The sequence below is a fragment of the Amycolatopsis melonis genome (assembly GCF_040064235.1).
GTDB classification, from domain to species: Bacteria; Actinomycetota; Actinomycetes; order Mycobacteriales; family Pseudonocardiaceae; genus Amycolatopsis; species Amycolatopsis melonis.
The window spans coordinates 53,971-70,972 of the sequence record NZ_JBDZYD010000025.1 but is presented as its reverse complement, the minus strand read 5'-3'; the positions used below and the strand labels follow the sequence as shown (position 1 = coordinate 70,972).

14 protein-coding genes are annotated in these 17,002 nt (G+C 72.9%); 2 read left to right on the top strand and 12 right to left on the bottom strand.

Going from position 1 to position 17,002, the window contains the following annotated elements; all coding sequences use genetic code 11:
- Window positions 1-261 precede the first annotated feature (261 nt).
- From ABJI51_RS43515 to nadA, 4 genes are read right to left on the bottom strand one after another with little or no spacing between them, the layout of a single operon-like run.
- On the bottom strand, window positions 262-1,413 hold the full coding sequence (locus ABJI51_RS43515) for a S8 family serine peptidase (protein ID WP_348957042.1): 1,152 nt from the start codon (window positions 1,411-1,413) through the stop codon (window positions 262-264).
- Between the two features lie 58 nt (window positions 1,414-1,471).
- Window positions 1,472-2,365: a carboxylating nicotinate-nucleotide diphosphorylase gene (gene nadC, locus ABJI51_RS43510; RefSeq protein WP_348957041.1), complete on the bottom strand. Its 894-nt coding sequence runs from the start codon at window positions 2,363-2,365 to the stop codon at window positions 1,472-1,474.
- Window positions 2,362-4,005 (bottom strand): L-aspartate oxidase, encoded by a 1,644-nt coding sequence (locus ABJI51_RS43505; protein ID WP_348957040.1) that lies wholly within the window; start codon window positions 4,003-4,005, stop codon window positions 2,362-2,364. Before ABJI51_RS43505 ends, nadC begins: the two co-directional genes overlap by 4 nt.
- On the bottom strand, window positions 4,002-5,015 hold the full coding sequence (gene nadA, locus ABJI51_RS43500) for a quinolinate synthase NadA (RefSeq protein ID WP_348957039.1): 1,014 nt from the start codon (window positions 5,013-5,015) through the stop codon (window positions 4,002-4,004). Before nadA ends, ABJI51_RS43505 begins: the two co-directional genes overlap by 4 nt.
- A gap of 112 nt (window positions 5,016-5,127) precedes the next feature.
- On the opposite strand from nadA, the gene ABJI51_RS43495 reads away from it, so the two are divergent.
- Both ABJI51_RS43495 and ABJI51_RS43490 read left to right on the top strand, forming a co-directional pair.
- On the top strand, window positions 5,128-5,760 hold the full coding sequence (locus tag ABJI51_RS43495) for an NUDIX hydrolase (RefSeq protein ID WP_348957038.1): 633 nt from the start codon (window positions 5,128-5,130) through the stop codon (window positions 5,758-5,760).
- Window positions 5,761-5,800: 40 nt separating this feature from the next.
- The gene (locus tag ABJI51_RS43490) at window positions 5,801-6,517 is read left to right on the top strand and encodes an LON peptidase substrate-binding domain-containing protein (protein ID WP_348957037.1); all 717 of its coding nucleotides are present in this window, start codon (window positions 5,801-5,803) and stop codon (window positions 6,515-6,517) included.
- Between the two features lie 15 nt (window positions 6,518-6,532).
- On the opposite strand, the gene ABJI51_RS43485 is transcribed toward ABJI51_RS43490, so the two are convergent.
- The 8 genes from ABJI51_RS43485 to ABJI51_RS43450 form a co-directional block, all read right to left on the bottom strand.
- Window positions 6,533-7,576 (bottom strand): M48 family metallopeptidase, encoded by a 1,044-nt coding sequence (locus ABJI51_RS43485; protein WP_348957036.1) that lies wholly within the window; start codon window positions 7,574-7,576, stop codon window positions 6,533-6,535.
- Between the two features lie 48 nt (window positions 7,577-7,624).
- A complete protein-coding gene (locus tag ABJI51_RS43480; RefSeq protein ID WP_348957035.1) occupies window positions 7,625-8,221 on the bottom strand; it encodes a DUF2567 domain-containing protein in 597 nt (198 codons plus the stop codon).
- Window positions 8,222-8,305: 84 nt separating this feature from the next.
- A complete protein-coding gene (bsaP, locus tag ABJI51_RS43475) occupies window positions 8,306-8,512 on the bottom strand; it encodes a biotin synthase auxiliary protein BsaP (protein WP_348957034.1) in 207 nt (68 codons plus the stop codon).
- Window positions 8,499-9,545, bottom strand: a complete 1,047-nt coding sequence (gene bioB / locus ABJI51_RS43470; protein ID WP_348957033.1) for a biotin synthase BioB — start codon at window positions 9,543-9,545, stop codon at window positions 8,499-8,501. Before bioB ends, bsaP begins: the two co-directional genes overlap by 14 nt.
- A 78-nt stretch (window positions 9,546-9,623) precedes the next feature.
- The gene (gene bioD, locus ABJI51_RS43465; protein WP_348957043.1) at window positions 9,624-10,343 is read right to left on the bottom strand and encodes a dethiobiotin synthase; all 720 of its coding nucleotides are present in this window, start codon (window positions 10,341-10,343) and stop codon (window positions 9,624-9,626) included.
- 80 nt (window positions 10,344-10,423) lie between these two features.
- The gene (locus tag ABJI51_RS43460; RefSeq protein ID WP_348957032.1) at window positions 10,424-12,607 is read right to left on the bottom strand and encodes a SulP family inorganic anion transporter; all 2,184 of its coding nucleotides are present in this window, start codon (window positions 12,605-12,607) and stop codon (window positions 10,424-10,426) included.
- 304 nt (window positions 12,608-12,911) lie between these two features.
- Window positions 12,912-15,143: a bifunctional SulP family inorganic anion transporter/carbonic anhydrase gene (locus ABJI51_RS43455; RefSeq protein WP_348957031.1), complete on the bottom strand. Its 2,232-nt coding sequence runs from the start codon at window positions 15,141-15,143 to the stop codon at window positions 12,912-12,914.
- A gap of 208 nt (window positions 15,144-15,351) precedes the next feature.
- Window positions 15,352-16,632 (bottom strand): adenosylmethionine--8-amino-7-oxononanoate transaminase, encoded by a 1,281-nt coding sequence (locus tag ABJI51_RS43450; protein ID WP_348957030.1) that lies wholly within the window; start codon window positions 16,630-16,632, stop codon window positions 15,352-15,354.
- Window positions 16,633-17,002 lie beyond the last annotated feature (370 nt).

Below are 17,002 nucleotides of genomic sequence, written 5' to 3'. Positions count from 1 at the left end.
GAGTTGACCAGCTCGACCGCGTCACGACGGAACTGCTCCGGATACTTCGACCTGCGAGACACCAGGACATCCTCCCTCCAGACCACTGTCTGGAATCAAGGTGTCCGGCCCCAGGGGGCAACTCCACGTGTCGACTCCCCAATCACGCGTGTCGACCCTCCAGGCACGCAAGTTCGCTGTTCCGGTACACGGGACCCGTGATGGAAGCGTCGACTCGCGTGATTGAAGGGTCGACACGCGTGATTGAAAGGACGACACGGCTTACGGGGTGAAGCGGGAGGGGCGCCAGCCCCGGCGGCGGGCCCGGCGGACCGCCGCGACCGTCACGCCTGCCGCCGCGGCCAGGACCACTCCGGCCAGGGCGATCGTGCCTGCCGTGACGTCGGACGGCCGGGGTGCCGGGGCCGCCGCCGGGAGGACCGCGGGGGCCGTGGCCGGTGGCGGGACCGCGCCCGGGCCGGGGACGTCGGCAGGCAGGGTCGACGACACCGCCGCGTACGCGTCCAGGACTCCCCAGCCCAGACGCGGGTCGTGGGTGCCCGTCGGGGGGCGGTGGGCGGTGAGCGTCAGGCGGGTGACGACCTGGTCGCCGCTCAGCTCCGGGTGGTAGGCCCGCACCAGCGCCGCGACGCCGGCGACGTACGCCGCCGCGAGGCCCGGGTCGGTCACCGGCCAGCGGTGGGCCACCGTGCCGCCCGCGCCTGCCGACGTGCTGACCAGTTCCGCGCCCGGTGCCGCGACGCCGACGTGGTCGCCCGCTTCGGTCTGCACCGGTTCGCCCGCCGGGTTCACCGAGCCGACCGCCAGCACTCCGGACGTCGCCGTCGGGTATGTCCGCGCGCCCTGCTGGGTCGCCGAGGCCGCCGAGACGACCACCGCGCCCCGCGAGCGTGCCCGGGAAACCGCGTCGGACAACGCAGGACTGTCCGAAGCCGCCGGAACCGCCACGAGGATGACGCTCGCGTGGCGGTCGGCCGCCGTGTCGATCGCGCCGGCCAGTGCGCCGGGGTCGCCGCCGTCCGACGCCGTGTACCGGATCGGCAGCAGGTGCGCGCCGGGCGCGACGCCGGCGAACGTCGTCGACGGATCCGGTTGTGCCGCCACGATTCCCGCCGCGATCGTGCCGCGGCCGTCGCAGTCGGACCGCTCGGTGCCCGCGCCGCCTTCGAGCTGGCCGGGCGCGAACTGGCCGTTCTGCGCGTCGACGCCGGTGCCGATGACGGCCACCAGCTGCCCGTCGCCTCTGGTCAGCGGCCAGATCCGCGCCGGGTCGATCAGCCGCTGGCCCCACGGGACGGCACCGCCGTACGTGCCCGACGGATTCGCGCACTGAGCAGGCGGAGCGGCAGAGGCGGCCGCGGGCAGGCCGAGCGCCAGGAGACCCGCGACCGCCGACGCCGCCGCAAACCGCACGCGATCCTCCCCGGAAACAACAGGAATCCCCGCCGTCAGTTTACCCGGGAAAGACGGCTCAGCGAAGGTCCATGCCGAGATCCAAAGCGGGCGAAGAATGGGTCAGCCCGCCGACGGACAGATAGTCCACACCGGACTCGGCGTAGGCCCTACCACGGTCGAGGGTGAGCCCACCAGAGGATTCCAGCCGCGTTTTCGGGGAGACCTCGTCGCGGCGCGCCACCGCCTGACGGCATTCCTCCGGCGTGAAGTTGTCCAGCAGCACCTCGTCCGCGCCCGCGGCCAGCGCTTCCTCCAGCTGCGCGAGCGTGTCGACCTCCACCTCGCAGGCCAGTTCCGGCGCGTGCTCCCGGGCCGCGGCCAGCGCGGCGGTCACCGAACCCGCGGCGGCGACGTGGTTGTCCTTGATCAGCACCGCGTCGCCAAGCCCCAGCCGGTGATTGGTCCCGCCGCCGCACCGGACGGCGTACTTCTGCAGCAGCCGCAGCCCCGGCAACGTCTTGCGGGAGTCCCGGATCGCGCACCCGGTACCGTCCACTTCGGACACCCAGGCGGCCGTCGCGGTGGCGACGCCGGAGAGGTGGCACAGCAGGTTCAGCGCCGTGCGCTCGGCGGTGAGCAGCCCGCGGACCGGGCCGCGCAGCACGAGCGCGGGCTCGCCCGCGGCCAGCCGCTCGCCGTCTTCGCGCCGGGCCAGGACTTCGTAGTCCCCGCCCAGCACCATGTCGAACACCGCCAGCGCCACGGGCAGCCCGGCGACGACGCCGTCCACGCGCGGGGTCAGCTCGGCGGCGGCCACCGCGGACGCGGGCACGGTCGACGCCGTCGTCGCGTCCGGCCCGTACCGCAGGTCTTCGCCCAGCGCGGTGGTGACCACGCGCCGCACGTCCTCGACGTCGAGGCCCGCATCGGCGATCAGGCGCAGGACCGGTTCGGAGATCGGGAACGTCATGCCACGCCCTCCAGGGGAATCGGGTCGGCCAGCACCGGCTGGCCGGACGGGCTGAGCCGGATGTGCTGGCTGCGCCGCCAGTTCTCGTCGGGCGACGGGTAGTCGGTCCGCACGTGGCAGCCGCGCGACTCGGTGCGCCGGACGGCCGCGGCGAGCAACGCCTGTGCCACCACGGTCAGCGCCGCGTCCTCCACCGCCCGGTGCGTCCACAACGGACTGTCCTGGATGGACAGATCGAGCACCGATCCGGCCGCCGCCAGTCCGTCGGCGTCGCGGCCGATGGCCGCGTACCGGCTCATCACGCGCTGCAGCGCGTCCCGGTCGGCGGTGCGCGCGGTGGTCTGCGACGGCAGCCTGCCGCGCGCGGGGTCGGCCAGCAACCCGGCCGCGAGGTCCGCCGCGACGGCCTCCGCGACGCGCTGCCCGACGACCAGTCCTTCGAGCAGGCTGTTGGACGCCAGCCGGTTCGCGCCGTGCAGGCCGGTCCGCGCGACCTCGCCCGCGGCGTACAGCCCGGGCACACTGGAGCGACCCTCCGGCGTGGTCACCACGCCGCCGCACGAGAAGTGCGCCGCCGGGGTCACCGGGATCGGGTCCGACGCGGGGTCGAGTCCCAGCGCCGCGCAGGCGGCGGACACGGTCGGGAACCGCCGCGCGAACCCGGCGATCGACGTGGCGTCGAGGAAGACGTGGTCGTCGATCCCGCCGGGCGCGGCCGCCATCCGGCGCGTGATCGCCGCCGCGACGACGTCGCGCGGGGCGAGGTCGCCGAGCGGGTGCACGCCGTGCATCACCGACCGGCCCGCGCCGTCGACCAGCGTGGCGCCCTCGCCGCGGACGGCCTCGGTGACCAGCGGGCAGCGGCCGCGCGCGCCCGGGGTGTAGAGCACGGTCGGGTGGAACTGGACGAACTCGATGTCCGCCACGGTCGCCCCGGCCCGCAGCGCGAGCGCGAGCCCGTCGCCGGTGGCGATCTCCGGGTTCGACGTCGCCTGGTAGAGCTGCCCGAGACCGCCGCTGGCCAGCAGCACGGCGGGGGCGCGGACGACGCCCGGGACGCCGTTGTGGTCGAGCACGGTGACGCCGGCGACGCGCCCGCCCGGCGTGCGCAGCGCGTCGACCGCGATGTGGTGCTCCAGCACCGGCACGCCCGCCTGCCCGGCCTGCGCGACCAGGGCGCGTTCGACCTCGGCGCCGGTCGCGTCGCCGCCCGCGTGGATCACGCGGAACGCGCTGTGCCCGCCCTCGCGGGCCCGCGCGAGCAGACCGTCGCCGGCGCTGTCGAAGCGCGCGCCGTCCGCCCGCAGCCGGGCGACCGCGGCCGGGCCGCCGTCGAGGATCGACCGCACCGCCGCCTCGTCGCACAGGCCGGCGCCCGCGGTGAAGGTGTCTTCGGCGTGCCGGGCGACCGAGTCGCCACGGTCGTGCTCGTTCTCCAGGACCACGGCGACGCCGCCCTGTGCCCAGCGTGTGTTGCCGTCCGCGACCGCCGCCTTGGTGACCACCAGGACGTGCAGCCCGAGCGCCTGCCCGCGCAGTGCCGCGGTCAGCCCGGCGACGCCGCTGCCGATCACGACCAGGTCGGCGCGCGCCTCCCAGACCGGGGTTTTCGCCTGTGGGTCATTAACCGGCGTGCTCATTCGCCGCCGCCAGGCTGCCCGATCTCGATCATGCGCTGCACCGAGGCCCGCGCGCGGGCGGCCGTCTCGACGTCGACGTGGACCTCGTCGAGGCCGTCACGCAGGCAGCGCAGCAGCGCGGCGGGGGTGATCATCTTCATGTACCGGCAGGACGCGCGGTCGTTCACCGCGCGGAAGTCGATCTCCGGCGCGGCCTTGCGCAGCTGGTGAATCATGCCGATCTCGGTCGCCACCAGCACCGACTTCGCCTTGGTGTCCCGGGCCGCGTGGACCATGTCGCCGGTCGAGAGGATCTTGACCCGCTCCGGCGCCACCGCGCCCTCGCCCGCCAGGTAGAGCGCCGACGTCGCGCAGCCGCACTCGGGGTGGATGAACAGGTCGGCCTCGGGGTCCTCGGCCGCGCGCTCGGCCAGCTCGGCGCCGTTGATGCCCGCGTGGACGTGGCACTCCCCCGCCCAGACGTGCATGTTCTCCCGGCCGGTCACGCGCTTGACGTGCGCGCCGAGGAACTGGTCCGGCAGGAAGAGAACCTCCTGGTCAGCGGGGATAGAAGCGACGACGTCGACGGCGTTCGAGGACGTGCAGCAGATGTCGGTCTCGGCCTTCACCTCGGCCGTGGTGTTGACGTAGGAGACGACCACCGCGCCCGGGTGCTCGGCCTTCCAGGCCCGCAGCTGCTCGCCGGTGATGGAGTCGGCGAGCGAGCAGCCGGCACGGGCGTCCGGGATCAGGACGGTCTTCTCCGGCGACAGGATCTTCGCCGTCTCGGCCATGAAGTGGACGCCGCAGAAGACGATGGTGGACGCGTCGCTGCTGGCCGCGATGCGGCTGAGCGCGAGCGAGTCGCCGGTGTGGTCGGCGATGTCCTGGATCTCCGGGACCTGGTAGTTGTGCGCGAGCAGGACCGCGTCGCGCTGCTTCGCCAGGCGCCGCACCTCCTCCGCCCAGGCCGCGTTCGCCTCGACCCCGCCGAACGGGGTGAGGCCTTCCGGAACCAACGTGGTGGTCATCTTGGCCCTCCTGGACCGGTCTCCGGTTTTCGCCTTACAATCGAAAACCGTGCGAAGTCATCTTAACACCCAGGCCCCCCTGGCCCACGAGGTTTTGGGAGCGGTACTGCAAGTGCGCTCGGACACACTGCGGGTGCTGCTGTGGCGCCGTGCCCTCGATCCGCACCTGGGCCGCTGGTCGCTGCCGGGCGGGCGGCTGCGGCCCGACGAGGACGTCGAGACGTCCATCCGGCGCCAGCTCGCCGAGAAGGTCGACGTCCGCCAGCTCAAGCACGTCGAGCAGCTCGCGGTGTTCAGCGACCCGCACCGGGTGCCGGGGCCTCGGGTGGTGGCGACGGCGTTCCTGGGCCTGGTCCCCTCCGACGTCGATCCCGAGGTGCCGGAGGACACCGAGTGGCACGACGTCGCGAAGCTGCCGCGCACGGCGTTCGACCACGAGGCGATCGTGCTGCGTGCCCGCGACCGGCTGCGCTCGAAGCTCTCCTACACCAACCTCGGCTTCGCGCTGGCGCCCGACGAGTTCACGATCTCGGCGTTGCGCGGCCTGTATTCGGCGGCGCTGGGCTACCGCGTTTCGGCGACCAACCTGCAGCGGGTGCTGTCCCGGCGCGGCCTGCTGGTCCCCACCGGGCACACGGCCGCGCCGGGGCGCGCGGGCGGGCGCCCGGCGGCGCTGTTCTCCTTCGCGGGCAAGGGCATGCAGATCACCGACCCGTTCGCCGTGTTCAAGCCGCCGAGCCGGTGACCATCCTGCGGCGGTCCCGTTCTCCCCTTACGGTGGACGCGTGACGGAGCCGGAATCGGAAAGCGACGCGACGACGACGATCCTGCCGTTGTTCCCGCTCCAGACCGTGCTGCTGCCGGGCACCAAGCTTCCCCTGCACATCTTCGAACCGCGCTACCGGCAGCTGACGGCGGACCTGGTCAGCGGCACGGTGCCGGGGCGCGAGTTCGGCGTGGCCGCGCTGCGGTCGTCGCTGACCCGCGAGGTACGTGGTCTGGACCAGTTGTACGAGGTGGGCTGCAGCACGGTCCTGCGCGAGGCCAAGCGCCTGCCCGACGGCCGCTTCGACGTGGTGACGCAGGCCCGCCGCCGCTTCCGCCTGCGCGACCTCGACTGCGTGTCGGCGCCGTACCTGATCGCCTCGGTGGAGTGGCTCGACGACGACCCGGTGTCCCCGGCGGGCGACATGGCCGAACGCCTGGCCCTGGTGGCGCGCGCGGCCCACCAGCGTTACTGCGAAACGGCGTGGCGCAGCGACGACTGGCACGCCCCGGAGCCCGCGACGGCGATCGCCGACCTGGCCTACCAGCTGGCGGCCGACTGCCTGCTGCCCCTGGAGGACCGCCAGCGGCTGCTGGAGGAACGCCACCCCCTGCGCCGGCTGCGGATCGTGTGCCGGCTGCTGACGCGGGAGGCGGGCTTCCTGGACACGCTGGGCGCGGTGCCGCTGCCGCCGGGCGAGCTGACCGACCTGAGCAGGCCGGCCAGCCTCAACTGACCCGCAGGTCCAGCGTCAGGAACCGGAGTCCGAGCCGTTCCCGGTGCCGCCGAACTTGTTCCACACCTTGCCCGCCGCGCCCGAAACCGCTTCGCCCACGTCGCTGAACACCTTCGTCAGCGGGTCGGCCGAGGCGTTCCACGAGTCCTTGTACGCCTTCGCCGCGGACTTCAGGTCGTCCTTCCAGTCCGACGACGGGCTGTCGTCGTCGCGGCGGGGGTAGTCGCCCGCCAGGATCGCGCGGTACTCCGCCGAGGCCGCCCACTTCTGCAGCTGGGCCGCGCGGACCACCGCGAACGGGTGGGACTCCGTCTCGACGAACTTCAGCTTGAGGAAGCTGTCGCGGATGTCCTCGACCGACTCGTACTCGGCGGCCTGCTGGAGGAACGACGGGACGTCGATGCGGGCCGGGTCGATGCCACCCGCGACCTGGATCTGGGCACGCAGCGCCGCCGTCGGGTCCTGGCTGCACAGCAGGCCCGCGCGGTCGCACGACAGCTCGGCCTTGCGGAACCACTCGCGCAGCGCCGCGACGATCGCGCGGATGCCGAGCGCGCTGACCGGCGTCCACGACATCGCCAGCTGCAGGCTGACCAGGCGGACCATGATCGTCCGGTAGACCGCGTGCCCGGACAGCACGTGCCCCATCTCGTGCCCGAGCACGAACCGCAGGGAGTCGAGGTTCATCAGCTCGACGAGCCCGGTGCTGATCGCGATGAACGGCTCGTCCATGCCGACCGTGTGCGCCTGGATCTGCGCGTTCTGGAAGACGAACAGGTTCGGCACCGACGGCAGGTCCAGCGTCTCGGCGCATTCGTGGCGGAGCCGGTCGAGCTCCGGGTACTGCTTCGGCCCGACGCGGATCGACGACGCCAGCGCCATCAGCCGCTCGCCGCGCTCGTTGTAGAAGCCCGAAACGGCCTTGACGACCTGGGCGAAGCCGGGCACCGCGCGCAACGTCGCGAGCGCGCCACGGTCCACCGGGTGCTCGTACGCGCGCGGGCTGATGCCGGGAAAACGGACGGCGTTGTGCCGCGAGACCTCGATGTCCTCGGTCACTGGTGAATCCCCCCTGTAGTCGAGGTCACCAGATTAGGGGAAACCGCCTCAGCCGAGGCGGCGCCCCAGATCGTCGCGGCCGTTCCAGGTGGCCAGCAGGCTGTAGGCCAGCGACACGCCGAGCGGGCCGGTCAGCAGCACCCACCACGACTCCAGGCGCGGCGCCAGCTCGATCACCGAGCCGAGCGCGGGCGGGCTGGTGATCGCGTAGTGGCTGTTCGCCCAGCCGACGCCGAGCAGCATGGCCAGCGCGCTCGCGAGCGCGACGCCGAGCACCGCGGCGAGGAAGACGACCGGGCCGCGCCGCTCGCGCAGCAGCCAGGTGACGACCCCGACGACGATGCCGAGCCCCAGCGTCAGGAACCCGAAGACGGCGAGGTCGTCGAAGCGGTGCCAGCTCTCCAGCTCCAGGGGTCCCTGGCTGCCGTCGGCGGCGATGATCCGCACGCGCTCGGGCGGCGCAAGGCGCGACCACGCGAAGGCGAGCGGGAAGCTGAGCAGGCTGAGGGTGCCGAGCACGCTCACGGCGGGCAGCAGATCGGCCTTGACGACCACCCGCGGCCGCCGCTGCCGGACCAGCACGGGCACCGACCACGGACCGGCCACGGCCGACGGCCGGTGCGCGGGCCCCGACGTCTCGCTCACCCGGACTCCCTCCTGCTGCTGTGCCCACCGAGGGTAACCGGTCGGTGCGGGAACGCGGTGAGCCGCCGCCCGTGTCGCCGGACGTCAGCCGCTCGCCGTCTCCCCGTGCCTGCTGCAGCGGGCCGTCCAGCCCAGCGGGCTCACCTGGACCACCAGCCGCCGCGCGCAGAACGTGCAGTACCGGGGCGGCTCCAGCGCCGTCCGCGGGTTGTGGCACGCCGGGTGGTCCGCCCCACCCGGCGACGGCTGTCCACAGTGGACACAGAAACCCGGAGTGTCAGAGGCTGTCACTGAAGGCCTTGATGGGCATCTTGAGCTCGTCCAGCATCTCCAGGTCCGCCGAAGCCGGGCGGCCCAGGTTGGTCAGGTAGTTGCCGACGATGATCGCGTTGATCCCGCCGAGCATGCCCTGCTCCGCGCCGAGGTCGCCGAGCGTCAGCTCGCGGCCGCCGGCGAAGCGCAGCATCGTGCGCGGCATCGCCAGGCGGAACGCCGCGACCGTGCGCAGCGCGTCCTTGCCCTCGACGATCTCGTAGTGCTCGTACGGCGTGCCCGGCTGCGGGATGAGGAAGTTCATCGGCACTTCGTGGGGGTTCAGCTCGGCCAGCTGCACCGCGAACTCCGCGCGCTGCTCGACCGTCTCGCCCATGCCGATGATGCCGCCGCAGCAGACCTCCATGCCCGCCTCGGCCACCATCCGCAGCGTGTCCCAGCGCTCTTCCCAGGTGTGCGTGGTGACCACGTTGGGGAAGTGCGACCGCGCCGTCTCGAGGTTGTGGTTGTAGCGGTGCACGCCCATGTCGACCAGCTCGTCGACCTGCTCCTGCGTGAGCATGCCCAGCGAGCAGGCGATCTGGATGTCGTTCCCGTCCGCGCGGATGGCCTTCACGCCCTCGCGGACCTGCGAAAGCAGCCGCTTGTCCGGGCCGCGGACGGCCGCGACGATGCAGAACTCCGTCGCGCCGGTCTCGGCGGTCTGCCGGGCGGCCTTGACCAGGTTCGGGATGTCCAGCCACGCCGACCGCACCGGCGTCGGGAAGCGGCCGGACTGCGAGCAGAAGTGGCAGTCCTCCGGGCAGCCGCCGGTCTTGAGGCTGATGATGCCCTCGACCTCGACCTCCGGGCCGCACCAGCGCATCCGCACCTCGTGTGCCAGTGCCAGCAGGTCGGGCAGCCGCTCGTCGGGCAGCCGCAGCACGTCGAGGACCTGCTGTTCCCCGAGGCCGACGCCGTTTTCGAGGACCTGCTCGCGCGCGAAGGCCAGCACGTCTTCCGGGGCGGCGTCCCGGCTGTCGCTGACGTCGGTGTCCGGGACTGCGGTCACGGCATCTCCTTGCTCGAGGTGGTGCGGAAAGCGTCCCTCATCGTGCACGAAGGTGCCTCGAGGCGACAGCGATGCAGGTCACTTCTCGGCCGAGGCCCACCCGGCGAACAGTTCCGGGTCGAACTCGCCGCCGAACCACGGCGAGAGCCCGGCCCGCGCGGCGGCCACGAACTCCTCGCGCGAGGCCGTGCCGAGGCCGGCAGGCAGCACGCCGAGCAGTGGCGCCCCGGCTGCGACCGGCAGGTCTTCGAGGTTGGACAGCGAGGCGAGGTCCGGCTCGGCAGGCCAGGAGCCGATGATCACGCCGGCGACGGTGAGCCCGCGCTTGGTGGCGACCTCGGCGGTGAGCGCGGTCGCGTTGAGCGTGCCGAGGCCCGCTTCGGCGACGATGATGACGAGCGAGCCGAGCGACCATGCGACGTCGGCGAGGCTGGCGCCGGTGCCGTCGAAGCGCACCAGCAGCCCGCCCGCGCCTTCGATCAGGGTGAGGTCGTGGCCGGTGTCGAGGTCGGACGCCGCCCTGGCGATCTCGCCGGGGTCCAGCGTCGGCAGCCCGCTGCGGCGGGCCGCGGCCTCGGGTGACAGCGGGTCGGGATAGCGGCGCAGCTCGCGGGTCGTGACGTCGCCGCCGGCGAGGCGGACGACGTCGGCGAGGTCACCGGGTTCGTCCGGCGCCACCCCGGTCTGGGCCGGTTTCAGCACGGCCACCCGCTGCCCGCCGGCCACCGCCAGGGCCGCGATCGCCGCCGTGGTGATCGTCTTGCCGACCCCGGTCCCCGTTCCCGTCATCACCAGCATCGTCACAGACCATCAACTTAGTGACTCCGGGCCCGGGCGCGCACGCGGGCCGTGTTCGCGGCCCGCGTGCGCCCCGGCCGTCAGCGGCCCGGGACCGCCACCGGCGCCCCCGCCGGGCGGAACGTCCGCTCCGCGGGGTCGTACAGGTGGACCTGGGCGTCACCGACGTGGAAGTACATCCCGGTGAGCTGGAGCTTCCCGGCGGCTTCGGCGGCGGCCACCACGGGGTACTCCCGCAGGTGGTCCAGCTGCTGGAGCACGTTGTGCAGCGCGAGCCGGTCGCAGTCGCGGTCCGGGACGGCGCCGTCGAGGGTGGCCGAGCCGATCCGGTGGGCACTGGGCTCGGCGTGGCGCAGCCACACCTCCAGCGGCCCGGCGGGCGCGCCCTCGGCGAGGGCCTTCATCGCGCCGCAGGCGGAGTGCCCGCACACCACGATCTCCTTGACGCCGAGCACGCCGACGGCGAACTCGATGGAGGCGTTCATCGACGGGTCGGCCTGTCCCGGCGGGACGAGGTTGCCGATGTTGCGGATGGTGAACAGGTCACCCGGCCCGCTGGTGGTGATCAGGTTCGGCACGATCCGGGAGTCACCGCAGGTGATGAACAGCGTGTGCGGGCGCTGGCCGTCGGCGAGCCCGGACAGCGTGTCCTTCAGCAGCGGCGCGGCCCGGCGGTGGAACTCGGTGGCGCCACGGCGGGTCTGCTGGGCCGGGATGTCGACGCCTTCCTCGGCGGCCTGCCACTCCGACCACGGCGCGAGCCACCGCGGCACCGCGCGGTGGGCGGCGGTCCGGGACCGCGTCGGGCGGCCCGCCTTGCCTTCGCCGAACCACGGGTGACCGACCTCGTCGACGTCGACGGTGCCGCCTGCCCGCTCGTGCGCCTGCTGCCAGGTGTGCAGGCTCTCGAACGAGGCGTGGTCGAGGTAGTCCACGACCAGCTCCAGCCGCACCGGCACGCCGGCCGGGATGGCCCCGAGCACCTTCGACAGCCGGGGCACGGACAGGAACGTCAGGACGCCTTCGACGACGACGCGCCAGGCGTCGCCTTCGCGCTCGACGTGGATGCCCGACCAGATCGTGCGGCGCAGCATGAGCACCAGCGACAGGCCGATGCCTGCCAGCACGCCGGTGAGCAGGTCGAACACCACGACCCCGCCCAGGGTGAGCAGGTAGACGGGCAGGTCGCCGTGGGCGAGCACGGTCTTCATGTGCCCGGGGTTGACCAGCTTCGCGCCGACGTGCACCAGCAGGCCGGCCAGCGCGGCGAGCGGGATGCTCTCGATCAGCCCGGCGAGCAGGACGACGAACAGCAGCACCCAGACGCCGTGCAGCACCGCCGACACCCGGCTCTTCGCGCCGGCGGCGACGTTGGTGGAGCTGCGGACGATGACGCCGGTCACCGGCAGGCCGCCGAGCGCGCCGGAGATCATGTTGGCCGCGCCCTGGCCGACCAGCTCGCGGTCGAGGTTGGCGCGCGGGCCGGTGTGCATCTTGTCCACGGCCACGGCCGAGAGCAGGCTTTCCACGCTGGCGATCAGGGCGATCGTGACGACGGCGAGCGCGAACCCGCCCCAGCCGTCCGGCAGCTGCGGGACGAGGTGGATGTTCAGCAGGTCACCGGGCAGCTCGACGCGCGGCAGCGTCATGCCGAAGACCACCGACACGACGGTGGCGACCGCGATCGCGGCGAGCGGGCCGGGCACCTTGCGGACCGCTTCGGGCAGCTTCGGCCAGATCAGCAGGATCGCGATGGTGAGCAGCCCGACCATGGCGGCCGAGTCGTGGTGGCCGACGATCTGCGCGGGCAGCTGCGCGATGTTCTGCAGTGCCGAGGACTGGGCTTTGCCGCCGAGGACGACGTGCAGCTGGCCGAGCACGATCGTGACACCGATCCCGGCCAGCATGCCGTGCACGATGGCAGGCGAGATGGCCAGCGCGGCGCGGGCGATGCGGCTCAGCCCCAGCAGGATCTGGCACGCGCCGGCGGCGACGGTGATCGCGCACGTGACGGCCCAGCCGAAGGTGTTGATGGTTTCGGCCATGACCACGGTCAGGCCGGCGGCTGGGCCGCTCACTTGCAGGGCGGAGCCGCCGAGCGCACCGGCGACGATGCCACCGACGACGGCGGCGATCAGCCCGGCTACGACCGGCGCGCCCGAAGCGAGCGCGATACCGAGGGACAGGGGGACAGCGACGAGGAAGACGACCAGTGAGGCCGGCAGGTCGTGGCGGAGCACGGCGAGGGGTCTCATGATCACCATGCAACCGGAAATTGGGTGAAATGTCCGCTACGTTCGACCCATTCGAGTGATCCACTGGCGACATTTCACTCTTTTGTCATAAATCGGACAGTCGGTTAACACGGCTGTAACACGACACTCAACTGTCACCTGACAGATAAACTCCGGGCTATATAAGGGTTTTCACCCCGCCCGGCCTCTCCGGGCGATGCCGCGCGGCGGAGCCCGCGTAACCGACTGCACGCGGAGAGTGACCTCCGTCTCGTCGGCCGGACACAGCGAAGGCCGCCCCCGGGTCTCCCGGAGGCGGCCTTCGGTCACGGGGTCAGCGTTCGGCGACCTCGGCGGGCACGAACCCGCGCGCTGCACCGTCCAAAAGGGACACCTGCGCCGCACCGACGTCGAAGTACATCCCGGTCAGCCGCAGCGCACCCCGGGCGAGTGCCGCGTCGACCACCGGGTAGCGGCGGAGGGTTTCCAGCTGCTGCACCACGTTCTGCAGGGCGAGCTGGTCGGCCTCGGCGGCCGGCCGCTCGCCGCCGAGCAGCAGCGGGGCCTCGCGGGCGCGGCGCCGGAGCGTCGCCTCGCCGTGGCGCAGCCAGCTGCCGAGCTGCTCCAGCCCGTCCGGCGCTTGGCCGAGCAGTGCCTTCATCGCACCGCAGCCCGAATGCCCGCAGACCACGATCTCGGCGACGCCCAGCACGCCCACCGCGTACTCGATCGCCGCGCCGACCGACGAGTCGCCGCCGTCCGGCGGCGGCACCAGGTTGCCGATGTTGCGCACCGTGAACAGGTCGCCGGGCCCGCTGGTGGTGATCAGGTTGGGCACGATCCGGGCGTCGCCGCAGGTGATGAACAGCGTGTGCGGCTGCTGGCCGTGCGCCAGCCCGTCCCACGTCTCGCGCAGCAGCGGCGCGGTCCGGCGCTGGAACTCCGAGGCACCGCGGCACAGCAGCGAGCTGGCCGTGCGCTGGGCGGGCAGCACGACGTGCTCGGCCTGCCACTGCGACCACGGCGCGAGCCAGCGCGGGACGACGCGCGCGGCGACGCTGCGGCGCACGGTCGGCCGACCCGCGCGCCCGTGTTCGAACCACGGGTGCCCGATCTCGTCGACCGTCACCGGCCCGGCGTGCACCTGCTGCCAGCCGCGCAGGCAGTCGAAGGCGGCGTGGTCGAGGTAGTCGACGAGCAGCTCGAGGGTGACCTCGGCGTGCGGCGGCACCTCGGCGAGCACCCGGGTCAGCCGCGGCACGGACAGGAACGTCAGCGCCCCTTCGATGACGACGCGGTAGTGCTCGCCGTCCCGCTCGACGTGCATCCCGGAGAAGATCATCCGCCGCAGCATCAGCGCCAGCGCGAGCAGGATCCCCGCCGCGACGCCGGTCAGCAGGTTGACCGCGACCGCGCCGGCGAGCGTGACGGCGTACACGGGCAGGTCACCGTGGCGCCGGACCTCCTTCAGCGCGGGGAGGTTGACCAGCTTCGCCCCGACGTACACCAGCAGCGCGGCGAGCGCGGCCAGCGGGATGAGCCGCAGCATGCCGGTCAGCAGCAGGCAGGCGGCGAGGATCCAGCAGCAGTGCAGGATCGCCGACAGCCGGGTGCGCGCCCCGGCCTCGTAGTTGGTCATGCTGCGCACGATGACGCCGGTGACGGGGAAGCCGCCGAGCGCGCCGGCGGCGATGTTCGCCGCGCCCTGCCCGACGAGCTCGCGGTCGAGGTCGGCGCGCGGGCCGCCGCGGCGCTTGTCCACCGAGACGGCGGACAGCAGGCTCTCCAGCCCGGCGATGAGCGCGATGGAGAGCGCGGCGGTCGCGAAGCCGCCCCAGCCGCCGTCCGGCAGCCGCGGCACGACGTGCAGCGCGGGCAGCCCGGCCGGGAGGTCGACGCGCGGCAGGGTCATCCCCGCCGCGACGGACAGGCCGGTGGCCAGCGTGACGGCAGCCAGCGGCGCGGGCACGCGGCGCAGGACCTTCGGCAGCCGCGGCCACGCCAGCAGGACGCCGAGGGTGACGAGGCCGACGAGCACGGCCTGGTCGTGGTGCCCGGCGATCTGCCCCGGCAGCGCGAGGACGTTGGCGAGCGCGGAACCCTGCGCGGAGCCGCCGAGCACGACGTGCAGCTGGCCGAGCACGAGCGTCACGCCGATGCCGGCGAGCAGCCCGTGCACGATGGCGGGCGACACGGCGAGCGCGGCGCGGGCGGCCCTGGTGAGGCCGAAGAGGATCTGGAGCAGGCCGGCGGCGACGGTGATCGCGCAGGTGACCGGCCAGCCGTAGGTGGCGATCGTGTCGGCCACCACCATGGTGAGGGCGGCGGACGGGCCGCTGACCTGCAGCGGCGATCCGCCGAAGACGCCCGCGACCAGCCCGCCGACGACGGCGGAGATCAGGCCGGAGAGCAGCGGTGCCCCGGCGGCGAAGGCCACGCCGAGGGAGAGGGGGACGGCGACGAGGAAGACGACGGTCGAGGCGAGGAAATCGTGCTTGAGGTTCTCCAGGAACGGGCTGCGGGACGGCGGTCCGGTGTCGTGCTCTCCACGAACGATCTCGATCATGGGGGCAGGATCGCGGAAACGCGGCGAAAAGTCCGCTATGCAAGGATTCCTCGCGTTTGGCCGCGTACGCGATCAGGGCGGCGAAGCGGACTTTTCACACGGACTGCCTCCGCCGTTCGCGTGGTGTCGATCTTCCTCCGGCACGCTGAGCGACGATGAGGCCCCTTCGGGTCTCGGTGTGCCTGCGGTCACACTCGATGTACTGAATTCAGGCCTGTTCGGCGACCGCCAGCATCGCCCGGGTGATCACGCCGAGGTCGTCGTCCGTCGAAACATAGGGCGGCATGGCGTACACGAGGTCCCGGAATGGCCGCAGCCAGGCGCCGTGCCCGGTGGCGACCTCGGTGGCGACCGCCATGTCGACGGGATGGTCCAGCTGCAGCACCCCGATCCCCCCGAGCACCCGCACGTCCGAGACGGCGGGCAGGTCACGCGCGGGGGCGAGGCCGTCCAGCAGGCCCTTCTCGAGCCGGGCCACGTCCTGGCGCCATGTCCCTTCGGCGAGCAGGCCGAGCGAGGCGTTGGCGACGGCGGAGGCGAGGGGGTTGCCCATGAACGTCGGACCGTGGGCGAGCACGGGAAGTTCGCCACGCGCAATGCCGTCGGCGACGACGGGAGTACACAGGGCGGCGGCCATGCTGAGGTAGCCACCGGTGAGGGCCTTGCCGAGGCAGAGAACGTCCGGCGTGACCCCGGCGTGCTCGGCGGCGAAGAGCGCGCCGGTGCGCCCGAAGCCGGTCGCGATCTCGTCGAAGATCAGCAGGACGTCATGCGCCTCGGTGAGTTCCCGCAGAGCACGCAGGTAGCCGGGGTGATGGAACCGCATCCCTCCGGCGCCCTGCACCACGGGTTCGACGATCACGGCGGCCAGTTCCGGCGCGTGCGCTTCGATTTCCTTGGCGAGAACGTCCACATAGGACGGATCGAGCGGGGTGTCGAACCCGGAGGGAGGCGCGGGCACGAAGACCTGGTCGGGCAGGACACCCCGCCAGAGCGAGTGCATGCCACCCTCGGGGTCGCAGACGCTCATGGGGGTGAAGGTGTCACCGTGGTAGCCGCCCCGCCAGGTGAGCAGCCGCCGCTTGCCGGGCAGGCCGCGGGAACGCTGGTACTGCAGGCACATCTTCGCGGCAACCTCGACGGAGACGGAGCCGGAGTCGCAGAGAAAGACGTGTTCGAGCCCGTCGGGCGTGAGGTCGACGAGGGTCTTGGCGAGCAAGACGGCGGGCTCGTGAGTGAGGCCCCCGAACATGACATGGCTCATCCGCCCGGCCTGCGCGGCAAGGGCGGCGTCGAGCACGGGGTGCCGGTAGCCGTGGATGGCCGACCACCACGAGGACATCCCATCGACGAGTTCCCGGCCATCGGCCAGCGTCAGCCGAACCCCGTTGGCCTCGCTGACCAGCAGCGAAGGCACCTTCGCAGGCATCGGCGCGTAGGGATGCCAGACGTGCCGGGCATCGAGGGAAAGAAGGGTGGCGGGGTCCATGGGCCGACCTTACGACACGGTGGGTGGGGTGTCGGCGGCCCGGAACTTGACGGGCTGCGGCAGCTCGGACCGCGCTCGCGATTGCCGGCCCGCTCCGCCGACCAGGTCACGAGCCTGCCCGACCGCTCGAGCGCCGCGGCCGCCACCGAGCCACGAAACCACCCCGCCGCTCCCAGCACCACTCCGCTCCCAGCACCACTCCGGCAAGCCCACTTCCCCGCCACCGGGCCACCGGGCCACCGGGCCACCGGGCCACCGGGCCACCGGGCCACCCGGCCGCTCCCAGCACCACTCCGGCGAGCCCACTTCCCCAGCACCAAGCCGATCACCGCACCACCCCAGCCGTGGCCCAGCCCGGCCCCTGCCCCGG